13 protein-coding genes are annotated in these 16,087 nt (G+C 70.0%); 7 read left to right on the top strand and 6 right to left on the bottom strand.

The features are described 5' to 3' along the window. Window positions 1–6: 6 nt before the first annotated feature. The 3 genes from OG984_RS01405 to OG984_RS01395 form a co-directional block, all read right to left on the bottom strand. Window positions 7–1,632: a thiamine pyrophosphate-binding protein gene (locus OG984_RS01405; RefSeq protein WP_328529895.1), complete on the bottom strand. Its 1,626-nt coding sequence runs from the start codon at window positions 1,630–1,632 to the stop codon at window positions 7–9. Beyond that, entirely contained in the window at window positions 1,629–2,576 is a 948-nt protein-coding gene (speB, locus tag OG984_RS01400) for an agmatinase (protein ID WP_328529894.1), read from the bottom strand. The genes OG984_RS01405 and speB overlap by 4 nt, the downstream gene beginning before the upstream one ends. Window positions 2,577–2,639: 63 nt before the next feature. Beyond that, window positions 2,640–4,223 carry a purine-cytosine permease family protein gene (locus OG984_RS01395; protein ID WP_328529893.1) on the bottom strand — a complete coding sequence of 528 codons (1,584 nt, stop codon included), beginning with the start codon at window positions 4,221–4,223 and terminating at the stop codon, window positions 2,640–2,642. A 193-nt stretch (window positions 4,224–4,416) separates the two neighbouring features. On the opposite strand from OG984_RS01395, the gene OG984_RS01390 reads away from it, so the two are divergent. After that, window positions 4,417–5,370, top strand: a complete 954-nt coding sequence (locus tag OG984_RS01390) for an Lrp/AsnC family transcriptional regulator (protein WP_328529892.1) — start codon at window positions 4,417–4,419, stop codon at window positions 5,368–5,370. Here OG984_RS01390 and OG984_RS01385 read toward each other — a convergent pair. Together OG984_RS01385 and OG984_RS01380 are read right to left on the bottom strand one after the other, a co-directional pair. Continuing rightward, entirely contained in the window at window positions 5,306–6,796 is a 1,491-nt protein-coding gene (locus tag OG984_RS01385) for a glycoside hydrolase (protein ID WP_328529891.1), read from the bottom strand. The genes OG984_RS01390 and OG984_RS01385 overlap by 65 nt on opposite strands. Beyond that, window positions 6,796–7,800: a LacI family DNA-binding transcriptional regulator gene (locus OG984_RS01380; protein WP_328532306.1), complete on the bottom strand. Its 1,005-nt coding sequence runs from the start codon at window positions 7,798–7,800 to the stop codon at window positions 6,796–6,798. The genes OG984_RS01385 and OG984_RS01380 overlap by 1 nt, the downstream gene beginning before the upstream one ends. A gap of 182 nt (window positions 7,801–7,982) precedes the next feature. On the opposite strand from OG984_RS01380, the gene OG984_RS01375 reads away from it, so the two are divergent. From OG984_RS01375 to OG984_RS01360, 4 genes are read left to right on the top strand one after another with little or no spacing between them, the layout of a single operon-like run. Beyond that, window positions 7,983–9,374, top strand: a complete 1,392-nt coding sequence (locus OG984_RS01375; protein WP_328529890.1) for an ABC transporter substrate-binding protein — start codon at window positions 7,983–7,985, stop codon at window positions 9,372–9,374. Next, the gene (locus OG984_RS01370; RefSeq protein WP_328529889.1) at window positions 9,374–10,336 is read left to right on the top strand and encodes a carbohydrate ABC transporter permease; all 963 of its coding nucleotides are present in this window, start codon (window positions 9,374–9,376) and stop codon (window positions 10,334–10,336) included. The genes OG984_RS01375 and OG984_RS01370 overlap by 1 nt, the downstream gene beginning before the upstream one ends. Next, on the top strand, window positions 10,333–11,187 hold the full coding sequence (locus OG984_RS01365; protein WP_328529888.1) for a carbohydrate ABC transporter permease: 855 nt from the start codon (window positions 10,333–10,335) through the stop codon (window positions 11,185–11,187). Before OG984_RS01370 ends, OG984_RS01365 begins: the two co-directional genes overlap by 4 nt. 54 nt (window positions 11,188–11,241) lie before the next feature. Next, window positions 11,242–12,579 (top strand): glycoside hydrolase family 32 protein, encoded by a 1,338-nt coding sequence (locus OG984_RS01360; protein ID WP_328529887.1) that lies wholly within the window; start codon window positions 11,242–11,244, stop codon window positions 12,577–12,579. A gap of 58 nt (window positions 12,580–12,637) precedes the next feature. On the opposite strand, the gene OG984_RS01355 is transcribed toward OG984_RS01360, so the two are convergent. Then, window positions 12,638–13,558, bottom strand: coding sequence for a sulfite exporter TauE/SafE family protein (locus OG984_RS01355; protein ID WP_328529886.1), 921 nt, complete (start codon window positions 13,556–13,558; stop codon window positions 12,638–12,640). 692 nt (window positions 13,559–14,250) lie between these two features. Between OG984_RS01355 and OG984_RS01350 the strand changes: the two genes are divergently transcribed. Together OG984_RS01350 and OG984_RS01345 are read left to right on the top strand one after the other, a co-directional pair. Further along, a complete protein-coding gene (locus OG984_RS01350; protein WP_328529885.1) occupies window positions 14,251–15,543 on the top strand; it encodes an HNH endonuclease in 1,293 nt (430 codons plus the stop codon). A 125-nt stretch (window positions 15,544–15,668) separates the two neighbouring features. Further along, complete coding sequence (locus tag OG984_RS01345; protein WP_328529884.1) at window positions 15,669–16,004, top strand: DUF1048 domain-containing protein; 336 nt, start codon at window positions 15,669–15,671, stop codon at window positions 16,002–16,004. The last annotated feature ends 83 nt before the right edge of the window (window positions 16,005–16,087 follow it).

Here is a 16,087-nt window from a genome sequence, read left to right as displayed (position 1 = left end):
TCCTGCTTATGTGGGGGCGAACATGCGGAGGGTTGTCGGGAGGACCACGACTGCGGGGCCGCCGGTGGCGAAGGTGCCGGCGACGATCTGGCCGACGGTCTCGGGGGTCGCGGCATGCACAGCGATGCCGAACGCCTCGGCGAGGCGGACGAAGTCCGGCCGGGCGAGCTCGGTGGCGGTGGCGGCACCGAACGCGTCGGTCATGTACTCGCGCAGGATCCCGTAACCGCCGTCGTCGATCACCAGCCAGGTGACGTCGGCGTCGTGCTGGCGGGCGGTGGCGAGCTCGGCGATGGAGTACATCGCGCCGCCGTCCCCCGAGACCGCGAACGTACGCCGACCGGTCCCGACCGCGGCGCCGATCGCCGCCGGGAACCCGAGCCCGAGGCCGCCGGAGGCCTGGGCCGTGTGGAAGCCGCCGGAGCGCGGGTCCCAGGCCGACCACGCCCAGTACGCCGCGATGGTCATGTCCCAGAACGTGTCGGCGTCGTCGGGCACCGCCGCGCGCAGGTCGGCGAGCAGCCGCCGCTCCGCGGCGAGGTCCTGTTCGTCGAGCCGCTTCTCGACCCGGCCTCGCAGGGCGCGGGCGACCTCGGCGCCGGACCGCCTGCCCCCGGACGGTGGGCCGGCCTCGCCGAGCACGTCGGCGAGGTCGGCCAGGGCCGCGGCGGCGTCGGCGTGGACGCCGAGGACGTCGTGGTTGGAGCCGAGCACGCGGGCCTCGGCGTCGACCTGGATGACCCGGCCGCGCGGGGCGAAGGTGCCGTAGTTGCTGGTCACCTCGCCGAACGAGGTGCCGATCGCGAGCAGGACATCGGCGTCCTCCAGCAGGTCGGTGGTGTGCCGGTCCTCGATCCAGGCACCGGCGCTCAGCGGGTGCGCGAGCGGGATCGCCCCGTTGCCACCGGAGGTCGAGACCACCGGCGCGTCGAGGAGATCGGCGACGGCGAGCAGGGCCTGCGGGGCGCCGGCGGAGCGGCGTACGCCTCCTCCGGCGAGGATCACCGGGCGCTCGGCGGCGGCGAGCAGCCGGACCGCCTCGGCGGTGACCTCCGGCCGGGGCCGCCGGGGTGCGCGCACCTCGGCCTCCAGTCCCGTCACCGGCGGCACGGTGACCTCCTCGAGGAGGACGTCCTGCGGGATCTCGACCCAGACCGGACCGGCCGGCGCCTCCTGGGCGGTGGCCCACGCGTCGGCGAGGACCCCCGGGATGGCCGCCGCGTCCCGGACCACGACGGTCGACTTCGTGACGTTGCGCGCACTGGCCTGCTGGTCGTCCAGCTGGTGCAGGTAGCCCTTGCGGGCCCCGCCGAGCCCGTCGCGCGGGATCTGGCTGGTGATCATCAGGATCGGGACGCACGCGGCGTACGCCTCCTGGAGCGCGCCCAGCGCGGTGAGCGCCCCGGGCCCGGTGGAGCAGAACACGACCCCGACCTGGCCGGTCGTGCGGGCGTACCCGTCGGCGGCGAAGACCGAGTTGTTCTCCACCCGGGAGGAGACGAAGGTCAGGTCGCTGCGGCGGATGGCGTCGAAGAGGCCCAGGGCGTGCTGCCCCGGGATCCCGAAGACGTGGGTCGCGCCGAGCGCCGCCAGGCTCTCGACGGTGACGTCGCCGCCGTTGCGTCCGGTCATGCCTGCTCCGCGTGCCGCATCGCGAGCAGCGACACCAGGTCGTAGGCGACGTGCGAGGCGGCGACCCCGGTCAGCTCGGCGTGGTCGTACGCCGGAGCGACTTCGACCACGTCGGCGCCGATCAGGTTCAGGCCGGCGAAGCCGCGCAGGATCTCCAGCAGCTCCCGGGAGGTGAGCCCGCCGGCCTCGGGGGTGCCGGTGCCGGGTGCGTGCGCCGGGTCGAGGACGTCGATATCGACCGAGACGTAGACCGGACGGTTGCCGACCCGCTGCCGGAGCTTGTCGACGACCTCGTCGACGCCCTGGCGGAAGACGTCGGAGGAGGTGACGATCCCGAAGCCGAAGCGGCGGTCGTCCTCGAGGTCCTTCTTGCCGTAGAGCGGGCCGCGGGTGCCGACGTGGCTCAGCGCCTCGGTGTCGAGGATGCCCTCCTCGACCGCCCGTCGGAACGGGGTGCCGTGGGTGTACTCGGCGCCGAAGTAGGTGTCCCAGGTGTCCAGATGGGCATCGAAATGGATCAGCGCGACCGGGCCGTGCTGCTCGGCGGCGGCCCGCAGCAGCGGCAGCGCGATGGTGTGGTCACCGCCGATCGTCACCAGCCGGGCGCCGTCGGCGGTCAGGTCGAGCGCCGAGGCGTGGACGGTGTCGATCGCCTCGTCGATGTGGAACGGGTTGGCCGCGATGTCACCGGCGTCGACCACCTGGGCCGAGTCGAACGGAGCGACGTCCAGCGCCGGATTGTAGGGCCGCAGCAGGCGCGAGGACTCCCGCACGTGCGCCGGACCGAACCGGGCGCCCGGCCGGTAGGAGACGCCGGTGTCGAACGGAACCCCGACGACCGCGATGTCGGCGTGCTTCACCTGGTCGAGGCGGGGCAGGCGCGCGAACGTGGCGAAGCCGGCGTAGCGGGGGTTCTTGGAGGCGTCGATGGGCCCGATGGGCATGGGGTGGTTCTCCTTGGTGATGCGGATGGTGCGGATGGTGCGGATGGTGCGAGGTGGTCGGCCTCAGCCGATGACGGCGGCCGCAGGGGTGGGCCCGTCGTCGACCGAGGTCACCGGGGTGTTCGCCGGTGGGCCGGTCGGCACCAGCCGGGCTCCCTCGGGGCCGTAGGCGTCGCGCGGCTCGGGGAAGGCGAAGAGCAGGCCGAGGTAGAGCAGCGCACCGAGCCCCATACCGAGAGGGATCGAGACGTCGACGCCACCCGGGACGAGCGAGGCGAGCGGGCCGACGAACTGACCGGGCAGGTTCACGAAGGTCAGTGCGACCGCGGCCGCGATCAGCCAGGCGGCCAGGCCGCGCCAGTTCCAGCCATGGGCGAACCAGTAGCGGCCACCGCGCTGGCGGCGGTTGAAGACCTGCAGCGAGTCGGAGTCGTACCAGCCGCGCCGGACGTACCAGCCGATCATCATCACCATCATCCAGGGGACGGTGCAGCTGATGATCAGGACGGCGAAGGCGGAGATGCTGGAGACGACGTCGAAGACGAACCTGCCGATGAAGATGACCCCGATCGCGAAGACGCCGATCAGCACCGTGGACTGCACCCGGTTGAAGCGCGGGAAGACGCTGGAGAAGTCGAGCCCGGTCCCGTAGAGCGCCGTGGTGCCGGTCGACATGCCGCCGATGAGCGCGATCAGCGCGACCGGGGCGAAGTACCAGCCCGGAGCGATCGCGAGCAGCCCCGAGGCGTACGCGCCGCTCTCGAAGATCTCCGGCTCGCGGATGGCGATGATCGTCATCGTGACCAGGCCGAAGCAGAACGGTACGAGAGTGGCGATCTGCGCCAGGAAGGCGGCCGCCATCGAGGACCACCCGGACGTCTCGCGCGGGATGTAGCGGGCCCAGTCACCCAGGAACGCACCGAAGCTGACCGGGTTGGACATCACGATCAGCGCCGAGCCGACGAAGGCCGCCCAGAAGCCGGGCTGGCCGAACGCCCCCGAGCCGGAGCCGAACACGCCGGCGTAGCCCGGGTCGAAGTCGCCGGCGAAGGCGAGGATGCCGAGCAGGAAGAGCAGCGTCGCCGCGATGACGGCGATCTTGTTGACCAGCAGCATGAACCGGAAGCCATAGATGCACACGATCAGCACGAGCACCGCGAACAGCCCGTAGGCCAGCGCCAGGGTGAGGTCGTTCTCCGGCAGCCCGACCGCACGGTGGGCGCCGCCGACGAGTACGTCGCCAGAGCTCCACACCGAGATCGAGAAGAACGCGAGCGCGGTGAGCAGGGAGAGGAACGAGCCGACGATCCGGCCGTGCACGCCGAGGTGGGCCGAGGAGCTGACCGAGTTGCTGGTGCCGTTGCGCGGGCCGAACAGGGCCATCGGGGCGAGGACCACGGCGCCTAGCAGCAGGCCGAGCAGGGTGGCCATCAGGCCGTGGACGAAGGAGAGCCCGAACAGGATCGGGAAGCTGCCGAGCACCACGGTGGCGATGGTGTTGGCGCCGCCGAAGGTGAGCCGGAACAGGTCGAGCGGCCGGGCGCTGCGCTCGGGGTCGGGGATCGGCTCCACGCCGTGCTGCTCGACCTCGGTGACCCTGGGCGGGGTCAGCGTGCCTGATGGGATGGTGATCGGTTCCGTGGACACCGGGCCTCCTGGGTCTGTGGGTCGGCCGAGATCTGCGTCACTCTAAGAGCATCCCGAGAGCCTCGGCAATCGTTTCGTTCTTAACCTGGCCGTAATAGGTATCGATATACCGGTGAAGTCCGACAGATCCGTCATAATGGCACCAGATCCCTGGCCCAGAGGATCGATCCGACCTTGGAGACGCTCCCAAAAAATGTCGAACGAATTCACGTCCGCCGTCCTCGACGGCACCGATGAGGCGATCCTCGTCCTGCTCGAGGAGGACGGTCGCCTCACCCACCGTGAGATCGCCGCCCAGGTCGGCCTCTCCCGATCAGCGGCGGCCACCCGGGTCCAGCGGCTCCTGACGGAGGGCCACATCGACGTCCGGGGAGTCGTTCATCCCGCGGTCCTAGGCCACGACGTGCTCGCGCACGTCTCGGTCACGGTGAACGGCTCCGCGAGCCACGTCGCGCAGGCGGCGGCCGCGCGCGAGGACACGACGCTGGTCTCGATGACCAGCGGCCACCACGCCCTGGTCCTGGAGATCCGGGCGAAGGACATCGGCCGGATCGACGACGCCCTCGCGGAGGTGCGCGCGATCGACGGCATCGTCACCACCGAGACGCTGCTCTACACCGAGGTCATCCGCGACGTCGCCGCCCCGGTCGGCCCCGCACCCGCCGCCGGGTCGCTCGACGAGACCGACTACGCACTGCTGCGCGCGCTGCAGGCCAACGGTCGCGCGTCCTTCGTCGACCTCGCCGCGAGCGTGGGCCTCTCCCCCGCCGGCACCCGCCGGCGCGTGGTCCGCCTGTTCGACGGCAACGTCGTCCGGGTCGGCGCGGTCGTGCGCCACTCGGGCCAGGAGCGGCGTACGGCGACCGGGATCGGTCTCCGGCTCGACGGTGCCGCCCACCGCCCGATCGCCGAACAGCTCGCCACCCTCCCGTCGGTCACCTTCGTGGCCCGGACCCTGGGGCGCTACGACGCCCTGCTCACGGTCACCACCGCCACCTCCGGTGACCTCGTCGGCGTGCTCGACCACATCCGCGAGCTCGACGGCGTCCGCGAGGCCGAGACGTGGAGCCACCTCCGGTTCGTCAAGGAGACGTACGCATCCCTGCGTCTGGGCGAGGGCGCCGGATCTCCAGCCGTTCCAGGGTGATCTCCCCGTCGGTCACGAAGACGCCGACCCGCCCGGTGGTGAGGTCGTACATCCGCGCACTCATCGTGACGCTCCCGTCGAGCACCGCCGTGCACAGCGAGCCGTCGAGGAGAACGCGCACCGTGTGCCGACCGGGCGCGAGGTCGGCGAACCGCTCCAGCTCGACCGCGTGCGGTACGTCGCCCTGGATCTGCCACTGCTCGCCGCCGGTGCGGGTACGTGGCCAGCGGTCGAAGACCATCCGGCCCCGCTGCGGCTCGAGCCGGATCTCGTATCCCGACTCCTCGCTCGCCCGGAGCAGCAGCCCGCACGCCTGGGTGCCGGGCGCGATCTCGAGCTCTGCGGTGACCAGCGCCCGGGCGGATGTCTCCGGGCCGAGCCAGGCGCTGTGCCTGGTCCGGGCGCCGGCCCCGGGCACGGCGTCGGCGCCGTCGACGGGCTCCAGCGCCCCGGCGACATCGGCCACGTCGGGGAAGAGCGCCGCGGTCTGGTGCGGCAGGTCGAAGGTCAGGCTCCCGTCGGGCCGCTGGCCGGCCTCCAGGACGGCCATGTCCCCGGCCCACTGCCAGGCTCCGGAGTCGCTCTCGTGCTCACGCGAGGCGATCCAGCCGATGAAGTAGCGCCGCCCGTCGTGCTCGACGGTCTTGGCGGCGTAGAACGCACGACCCTCGACCGTGTCGTCGGCGGGCGCCAGCCACGGCCCCTCGGGCGAGGCCGCGATCCGGTAGCGCGTCTGGAACGCGTCGGAGAACTCCGAGTAGACCAGGTACCAGTGCTCCCCCATCCGGAACACGTCTGGGCACTCCTGGGTGATGAACCGGCGCGGGTCCCAGACCGGGGCATCCGGACGCCAGGTGACCAGGTCGTCGGAGGTCAGCGTGGCAACCACGCCGCGGCGGCGGTCCGGGCCGCCGTCGCGACGGGCCGCGAGCAGCATCTGCCAGGGCCCGTCCGGATCGGGCCGGTGGACGAACGGGTCTCGCCAGTCCTCGGGCAGATGACCGGGCGGCGCACCGAAGGACCACTCCGGGTGCCTCGTCCAGCGTGCCGGATCGCCCTCGCTGGTCGCGTGGCAGACGATCTGGAGGTCGCCGTCGGCGGAGCGTACGCGGGGGTTGTGGCCGGTGTAGAAGAGATGGAGTGTGCCGTCCTCGTCGGTGACGACGCTGCCGGTGTAGCAGTCGAAGTCCTCCGCGTCGGCACCACCCGAGGGCAGCACCACGCCGCGGTCCTCGAAGTGGACGAAGTCGGTGGTGGTCACCGCGGCCCAGGGCATCCCGGTCCGCCGCACGCCTTCGTCGTCGACAGCGGGGTCACGGCCGTCCAGGAGGTAGTAGAGCCACACGACCCCCTCGTGCGCGAACGGGATCACGTCGCCGACGTAGGCCCCCTCGGGACGGAAGTGGACCGTGGCCTCCTCCCCCATCAGGCACCTGCTCGCGGTGCGGCCAGGGAGTTGCGCACGACCAGCTCGCAGTCGACCAGGTGGCGGCCGGGGTCGGGGTCTCCGTCGGCGAGCATCAGTCGTCCGGCCAGCGCGCCCATCTCCAGGTGGGGCAGCCTGACCGTGGTCAGGGCAGGGTGCACCTGGTCGGCGATGTCGGGCTGGTCGTCGTAGCCGATGATGCTCACGTCGCGCGGACACTCCAGGCCCAGCGAATGGACGGCGAGCAGAGCGCCCACCGCCATCCGGTCGTTGCCGCAGACGAGGGCGGTCGGCGCGCTCTCGCGCAGGATGGCGAGCGCGAGCTGATAGCCGGAGCCGATCTGGTAGCCCCCGTACACCCGCCGCAGCTTGTTCGGGTCGAGACCGGCTCGGGTCGCCGCGTCGACGAAGCCACGCTCGCGTTCGTGACAGGCGTAGTCGTCGCGGAACCCACCGAGGAAGACCACGTCGCGGTGGCCCGCCTCGAACGCGGCGGTCGCCGCCAGCGCACCACCTGCGTACTCGTCGGCGAGCACGACGCAAGCCTGCTCGCCGTCGACGTGGGGCCAGCAGTTGACGTAGACCGAGCGGGTGTCGCGCGCCCCACGGCTGGCGCGGATCGGGTTCGCGCCGTGCGACGCGTAGATGACGCCGGCGACCCCCTGGGCCAGCAGATTGCTCACCGCGTCGTCGCGGGTCTCCGCCGTGCCGGCACGCTCGACGACGTAGCAGACGTAGCCGGAGGGCTGGACGGCCTGCTGGATGCCGAGCAGGATCTGACCCGCGTAGGGCTGCGACACGATCTGGTCGGTGATGACGCCGATCGTGTAGGGCCGGTTGGAGCGCAGCGACTGGGCGGCCCGGTTCGGACGGAAGTTCAGCTCGGCCGCGGCCTCCAGAACGCGAGCGCGGGTCTCCTCCGCGACCGAGACGTCGCGGCGGTCGTTGAGCACGAACGAGACGGTCGGCTGCGAGACCCCGGCTCGCTTCGCCACGTCCTTCATCGTCACCCTGCGTCCTTCGGGGCGCGGGCCGGCAGCTGACGTCACAGGATCCTCCACAAGCTCATGATGACACTTTACCAATACGTATTGCTATCACATTCTGCCGGTGTTACCGTCGTCACACCAATACGTATTGGGTGCCGGTCGAGCTGCCGCCACCCACACATGAGGAAGGGGCGAAGATGACCCACATCATCGGCGCCGGGATGGATCGTCGCGCACTGCTCAAGCTCGGTGGAGCCGGCATCGCCGCGCTCGGACTGGGACCGCTCTCAGCCTGTTCGGGCAGCGGCTCGGGATCCGACACGATCAAGATGCTCTACTTCGGCCAGCAGAGTGCCGCCACGGCCCTGCAGAAGAAGCTCCAGCCCCAGGTGACCAAGCTCGACAAGGCGATGAAGCTCGAGGTCACCGGCATCAACGGCACCGACTGGAACGACTTCCTCGCCAAGGTGCTCACCCAGATCGCCTCCGGTTCGGCGCCCGACCTCGTCAGCGTCGCGACCGAAGGTCTGCAGCTGATGGCCTCCAAGGAGCTCCTGGTCCCGCTGGACAGCTACGTGACCAAGGACCTCGACTCGCTGCAGAGCTACTTCGACGACATCCATCCGGCGCTGGTCGAGTCGATGATGTACGAGGGCCACCTCTACGAGCTCCCCGACAGCTTCAACGCCGGCAGCATGTTCTACAGCACCGACCTGCTGAAGAAGGCGGGCCTGGAGGCCCCGGCTGAGTCGTGGACGATGGACGACTTCCACACGTACGCCACGAAGATCGCCGCGACCGGACCGAAGGTCTACGCGTTCGACTGGGTGGTGCGGTTGTGGGGCAGCTGGACCTCGTTCCTCTACGCCAACGGCGGCAACCTCCTGGAGGAGGGCAAGTACACCGGTGGCGACTGGCTGTGGAAGAGCGCCTACAAGAACAACCCCGCCGCTGCCGCGGGCCGGGGCGGCGGCTGGAAGTGGGGCCAGCCGACGGCGAACTCGGCGGCCGCGGTCGAGGCGTTGGACTACCTCATCGACCTGCAGCGCTCCAACCTCTCGCCCTCCCCCGACGTCGGCGGTGGCGGCACCCTGCAAGGGCTGTTCTCCTCGGGCCGGATCGGGATGACCATCGGCGGCGGGTTCTGGGCAGGTGGTCTGCACAACGCCGGCATGAAGGACGGCAGCTTCGACGTACAGCGCTTCCCCACCTGGAAGAGCAACAAGTCGCTGTTCGGCGCCGGCGGCTACGGCATCTTCAACTCCTCGGAGAAGAAGGACCTCGCCTGGGAGATCGTGAAGATGATGGTCCAGCCCGAGAGCTTCGACATCATGTTCCCGGGCAACGTCACCACGCCGGGCCGCAAGTCGCTGATGACCGCCGAGCGGTATGCGAGCACCGGACCGGCCAACTGGTCGGTCTTCTACGACCAGCTCGACGGATCGGTCCCGATCTCGGCGCCGCCCTACTACAACGCGCTCGCGACCTCGCTCAACCAGCGCACCACCAAGGCGATCTCGTCCGGGAACGCGAAGGCGGCGCTCGACGGCATGCAGGCCGACTTCGAGAAGGCCGTGAAGGGCGTCTGATGTCGACGTTGGCTCCTCCCCGGAGCGGGCACTCGCGCCCGCCTCGTACCGATCCGGAGCGCCGTCCGCGCCGCGGCACCCGCCGGCTCGCCCGGCGGGAGGCGGGGTTCGGGTTCCTGATGATCTCGCCGGCGGTGCTGTTCGTCGCGGTGTTCACCCTGGCCCCGATGGTCGCCTCGGTCGCACTGTCGTTCTTCTCCTGGGACGTCATCACCCCGCCGAGGTTCGTCGGGCTCGACAACTTCGAGCGCATCGTCGGCGACGACGCGGTCGTGAGCTCGTTCGGGACCACCCTGCTGCTCGCGTTCGGGATCGTCGTCGTGCAGCTCGTGGTGGGACTCGGGCTCGCCGTCCTGGTGAACCAGCGCCGCCGGCCGGCCGCCAAGACGTTCTTCCGGACGACGTTCTACCTGCCCCTGCTCGCCTCGACGGCGGCCGTCTCGATCTTCATGGGCTACATGTTCGACATGAAGTTCGGGGTCATCAACTACTACCTGAACGCGGTCGGCCTGCCGTCGGTCCCCTGGCTGACGAGTACGTGGGGCGCGATCGTGACGATCATCCTGATCGCCGCCTGGCAGCAGGTCGGGTTCACGTTCGTGATGTTCGTGGCGGCGCTGACCTCACTGCCGACCGACGTCCTGGAGGCGGCCGCGATCGACGGCGCCGGGCCCGTCCGCACGCTGTTCGGGGTCAAGATCCCGCTGATCAGCCCGACGATCCTGTTCGCCGCCGTGGTCGCGATGATCAACGCCCTCCAGCTCTTCGACCAGCCGTTCATCATGACCAAGGGCGGGCCTGGCACGGCGACCACGACCGCGACGATCGTGATGTACCAGACCGGATTCCAGAACCTCCAGTTCGGCTACGCCTCGGCGATCGCGACCGTGCTGCTCGTGATCATCCTGGCCATCACCGGGCTCCAGTTCCTCGCCGCGCGAAAGTGGGCGTTCTACCGATGAGCAATCAACTGATCCTCAACGGCGGCGGGCTCGCCGGCCGGTTCTGGCGGGGCGTGGGCCTCGTCGTACTCCTGCTGGCGGCGGTCGTCGCCCTCGGTCCCCTGCTGTGGACGCTCACCACGTCGCTGCGTACTCCTGCCGAGGCGTTCACCAACCCGCCCAAGTGGCTGCCGGTGAACCCCGACTTCGGGAACTACTCGGCCGTCTTCCAGCAGGTGCCGATCGGCACCTTCCTTCTCAACAGCACGATCGTCACGATGCTGATCGTGGTCGGCCAGACGATCACCTGCACGCTGTCGGGCTACGCGTTCGCGATGATCCGGTTCCCGGGCCGCAACGCCATCTTCGGGATCTTCCTGGCCACGATGATGGTGCCGCTGCAGACGATCATCATCCCGGTCTTCGTGATCGTGAAGACGCTGGGCCTCACCGACAGTCTCGGCGCGCTGGTGATCCCGGCGCTGGGCAGCGCGTTCGGCACCTTCCTGATGCGGCAGTACTTCATGCAGATGCCGCTCGAGCTGGGCGAGGCGGCCCGGATCGACGGCGCCTCGCAGTTCCAGATCTTCACCATGGTGTACGCCCGGATGGCCGCACCCGCCGTGGCAACCCTGGCCATCCTCAACTTCTCGGCCTTCTGGGCGGAGTTCTACCGACCGCTGATCTTCCTGCAGTCGCAGGACACCTTCACCCTGCCGCTCGGCCTGGTCGGCCTGCAGGGAAACCTCGGCACCGGGTCGATCTCGGTGGTCCTCGCCGGCGTCGTGCTGGCGATGGTGCCCAGCGTCCTGCTCTTCGTGTTCGCCCAGCGCTACTTCATCGAAGGCGTCACCGCGGGTTCGTTCCGCTGACCCTTCTCCTCTCCCTCCTCGTCTCGCTTCACCGACCCCAGAAATGAGTGCGCCTTGCCCACGGACCACCTGCTTCCGCGATTCCACATCCGCCCGCCGCGCGGCTACCTCAACGACCCGAACGGACCGATCCAGGTCGGCGACACCACCCACCTCTACTTCCAGTACCGCCCCAGCACGGACACCGAGGTGCCGGTCGAGTGGGGCCACGCCAGCAGCACAGACCTCGTCAGGTGGCGGCTGCACCGGCCGGCGATGGCACCCGAGCCGGGTGGCCCCGACACCGACGGCTGCTGGTCCGGCAACACGATCCTCGAGGACGGGAACGTACGCGCCTTCTACTCCGGCCGCCGCAACGACCTGGAGTTCCAGCCCGTGATCACCTCCCTCTCCCGCGACGGCGGCGCGACCTTCGACGCCCCGCAGCTGATCGGGCTCGACCCCGAACCGGAGGAGGGCATCACGATGTTCCGCGATCCCTTCGCCTGGCAGGACGACGACGGCCTCCACCTCGTGGTCGGGGCGGCTGGCCCGGACCGGACGGCGTCGATCCGGCACTACCGCCGGACCGAGGCCGGCTGGACCTATGTCGGTGACCTGGCGTCCCTGCCCCGGCAGGACGTCGACGGCAACGACACCGGCGAGGGCTGGGAGTGCCCGCAGGTCTACCATCTCGGCGGGCGCGCCCTCGCCGTCGTGTCGTCCTGGTCGCATGCCGACGGCCCGGGGAACGTGCTCGCCTTCTTCGCCGACCAGCCCGAGCGCGCCGTCCGGGTCGACGACGGCCCGAGCTTCTACGCCGCCTCGGCGATGCGGACCAGCCCCTACGGTCCGCTGATGTTCGGCTGGATCACCGAGCGGCGCTCGCCGGACTGGTGGGACGAGGACGGCTGGGCCGGGACGATCTCGCTGGCCCGCACCGTCGCGCTCGGCCCCGACGGCGGGCTCCGGTTCGCGCCGGTGCCGACGGTCGACGGCCTACGCGCCGGCTCTGCCGTGGCGGTCGACGGTGGCGGTGTGGAGATCGGCGCTCAGGCCGAGATCTCGGTCCCGCACGTGAACGGCACGGTGCTTCTCGAGTTCGGCGAGGCAGAGTCGGTCGAGATCACGGTCGACACCGGCGCCGGGACGCTCGTCCTCGACGGGCGCCACGCCAGTCGCGACGATCGTGCCGAGCCCTGGCGGATCGTGGTCGACGATGCGTACGACACCTCTGCCGGGGCGCCGCCCGCGCTCCGGTTGTTCCTGGACGGCTCGGTCATCGAGGCGTTCACGAGTGCCGGCCGGGTGGCCACGGCGCGGGTCTACCCGACCCAGCCTCCACCGTGGCGGCTGGAGGCGCCTGCTGGTGCGCTGACCTGGCAGCTGCGCGGCGCCGCCGACGCGCGGTAGCGCCGCCGACGCGCGGTAGCGCGGCGGGCGCGCGGTGGCGCGGCGGGCGGCGGCCCTGTCAGGCGTTGGCGGACTCGGACGTGGGCTCGGACGTCGGCGCCGTCGTCGGCTCCGGTTCCTGGGCGTCGGTGAGCCTGCCGCCGGTCTTGCGCACGGCGATGGTGACGATGACGGCGGCGAGGGCGAAGAGGACGCCGTAGGCGGCGACGGACTCGGCGTCGAAGTTGCGCAGCAACGTACGTCCGTTGGTGATCAGGATGATGCTGCCGACCAGGCCGCCGAGGATGGGCAGCGAGAGGTGCTTGACGAGGTAGGCGGCGAACGGGGCCGCGATCACGCCACCGACGAGGAGGCCGCCGATGATCCGCCAGTCGAGCGCCTCCCCTGCCAGCCCGACCAGGAAGCCGACGCTCGCCGAGAGGGTGGTGACGAACTCGGCGGTGGAGACCGAGCCGATCACCTTGCGCGGGTGCAGGGTCCCGCTGGAGATCAGGGTCGGCGTGGTCACGGGGCCCCAGCCGCCGCCACCGGTGGCGTCGATGAAGCCGCCGAAGAGACCCAGCGGGGCGAGCAGGCCGAGGCCCGGGCGCCGGCCCGGGATGAAGACCGGCGGCTTGCCGAAGACGAAACGGGCGATGATGTAGACGCCCAGGAGGAGCAGGATCCCGGCCACCCAGGGCGTCGCGCTCTCCGTCGAGATGCTGGAGAGGACGGTCGCGCCGGTGAAGGCGCCGATCCCGCCGGGGACCGCGATCTTCGCCACGACCTTCCAGTCGACGTTGCCGAGCCGCCAGTGCGAGACGCCCGAGGCGAGCGTCGTGCCCACCTCGGCCAGATGCACCGATGCCGACGCGACCGCCGGCGCGACCCCGGTCGCGACCAGCAGCGTGCTCGAGGTGACGCCGTAAGCCATTCCCAGCGACCCGTCGACCGCCTGGGCCGCGAGACCGACGAGCGCGAAGATGATCAGCCGCTCCATGCGAACCTCCTGTGTAGGGTCGAAGATCGTGAGATAGTCATGTAACTCGATTTACTATAAATGGTCGAATCAACGGGGTTGGTGGTTGTCTCGGGGGTTGGTCCGGACAGGCCGGTTCAAGGCGCTTCGGTGGGCTGTTGCGTCTGCCTCGGGGGCCGCTCGCCGCGCTGGTCGACGCCGGAGCCGCTGGGCGGAGGCGTGTCGAGACCCGGCACACCGGTGGTCGAGCTTGTCGAGACCCGGCCCACCGGTGGTCGAGCTTGTCGAGACCCGGCCCACCGGTGGTCGAGCTTGTCGAGACCCGGCCCACCGGTGGTCGAGCTTGTCGAGACCCGGCCCACCGGTGGTCGAGCTTGTCGAGACCCGGCCCACCGGTGGTCGAGCTTGTCGAGACCACCCGTGAGGAAACCTCGCTTAGCGACTGCTTCTTCGATTCAGGGTTCGCCGCCGACCCTTGCTTTGAGTGTTTCTCGATCGCGCGCCGCGTCAAGGACGGGCTTCGCCCGCCGGCTTCGCCGGTGGCCTGCGGCCATCCTTGACCCGGCACCCGATCGAGAAAGATTTCGCCTATATCGGGGCGGCGGCGAGAGTGTGGCGCAGCACTCACGTGACTTGTTCGCAGACTGCTTAACTGGCTACTGACCAGCAAAAATAGGTGGCACTATGGTGCTCGATAGCATATAATAAGCACTATGTACGAGACCATCGACCGCCTCCTCGACGGGCCACCACCCGGTGCGCCCGAGGGTGAGCTGGTCGACTGGATCTCCCGCCTCGAAGCGGTCAAGTGCCGCGCCGAGGCGGTCCAGGCAGAGGTCTCGGTACGTCTCGAGGAAGCTGTTCGGGCACGACAGACCAAGGCCGGGGTTCCTGCCCGGAAGCTCGGCGAAGGGGTGGCCTCGCAGGTCGCGCTCGCGCGGCGGGTCTCACCAGCCAAGGGTGCGAAGCTGCTCGGGCTGGCGAAAATCCTCCTCACCGAGATGCCCCACACCTTCGCTCTGATGAAGGCCGGGGTGTTCTCGCAGTGGCAGGCCACCATCCTCGCCCGCGAGACCGCCTGCTTGTCCCTGGAAAACCGTCGGGTCATCGACCACGAACTCTGCGCCACCGGGACGAACGGTGAACCCGCCCGGGCGGTCTCGATGGGGCTACGGCAGCTCGAGAACGCCGCGAAGAAGCTTGCGATCAGCCTCGACCAGGCCTCCGTCGTTGCGCGCGCCGCGAACGCCGAGAAAGACCGGCGAGTCAGCGTCCGGCCGGCACCCGACACGATGACCTGGCTCGGCGCCCTGCTTCCGGTCAAGGACGGCGTCGCCGTGTTCGCCGCATTGGATCAGGCCGCCAATGCCGCCCGTGCCGCCGGGGACGAACGGACCCGGGGTCAGGTCATGGCCGACACCCTGGTCGACCGGGTCACCGGCCGCGCGGCCGGTGGGAAGCCGCGGATCGAGGTCAAGATCGTGATGACCGCCGACTCGCTCGCCAACACCAGCGACCAGCCTGCGTTGGTCGAGGGCTACGGCCCCGTTCCCGCCGGCTGGGCTCGGGAGGCGCTGGCTGAGGCCGAGGTGTTCGTGCGCCGTCTGTTCGCCGACCCCGCCGGGCACCTGGTCGCGATGGAAGCCCGCTCCCGCAAGGCCCCCGACGGCCTGGCCGAGTTCATCACCACCCGCGACGGCGGGATCTGTCGGACCGTCGGGTGTGACGCCCCCATCCGCAACATCGACCACATCCAACGCCACGCCGACGGTGGCGAAACCAGTGCCCAGAACCTCCAAGGTCTCTGCGAACGCTGCAATCAGGCCAAGGAAGCGATCGGCTGGCAGGCCAGACCCGGACCCGACGGCAGCATCACCACGATCACACCGACGGGCCACGTCTACACCAGCCCACCACCCGACACCTGGGCACCGGACCCACCACCCCTGTCCCGGGCAGAGTTCACGCTGCGCGACGTGCTCCTGGACCACACCCTCGCGGCCTGAGATTCCAAGCCGCCGAGAACTTTCTTCGGATCGGTGCTTGACCCTGACGCTACGTCAGCCCTGCACGCTTCTTCCACAGCCCCAAACCGAGGGCCCAGAACAAGCATCGAAGAAGGAGCACCACCATGAACAACATCCTCACCCGCCTCATCGGCGACAAGAAGGACTGGAAGCGCATGGAAGCCCGCGCCGCCGCACTCCCCGCCGACTACCGCACCGTCTACACGGAGATGAAGAACTACATGTGGCGCTTCACCACCAGCGACGGCATGGACATCGTCGCCATCCTGCGCGACATCCTGGATCTGTTCGACACCGAGGCCGCCGCCGGCCGCAGCGTCGTCGAGGTCACCGGGCCCGACCTGGCCGCGTTCTGCGACGCCAGGCTGCCCGAACAGCAGGACATCTACCGCGCCAAGCTGCGCGCGAACCTCAACAAGGTCGCCGACAAGCTCGCCTGAGCCCGGCGATGCTCACGACCAGCCGACTGGGTTCAAAGGCCGACATGTTCTCGCCGCGAGCCGGGCTGACCGTTTCGCGGCGG

This window comes from Nocardioides sp. NBC_00368 (genome assembly GCF_036090055.1).
Lineage (GTDB): Bacteria > Actinomycetota > Actinomycetes > Propionibacteriales > Nocardioidaceae > Nocardioides.
Note: the sequence above shows the minus strand (reverse complement) of the source record. Positions and strands in the feature narration are given on the sequence as shown.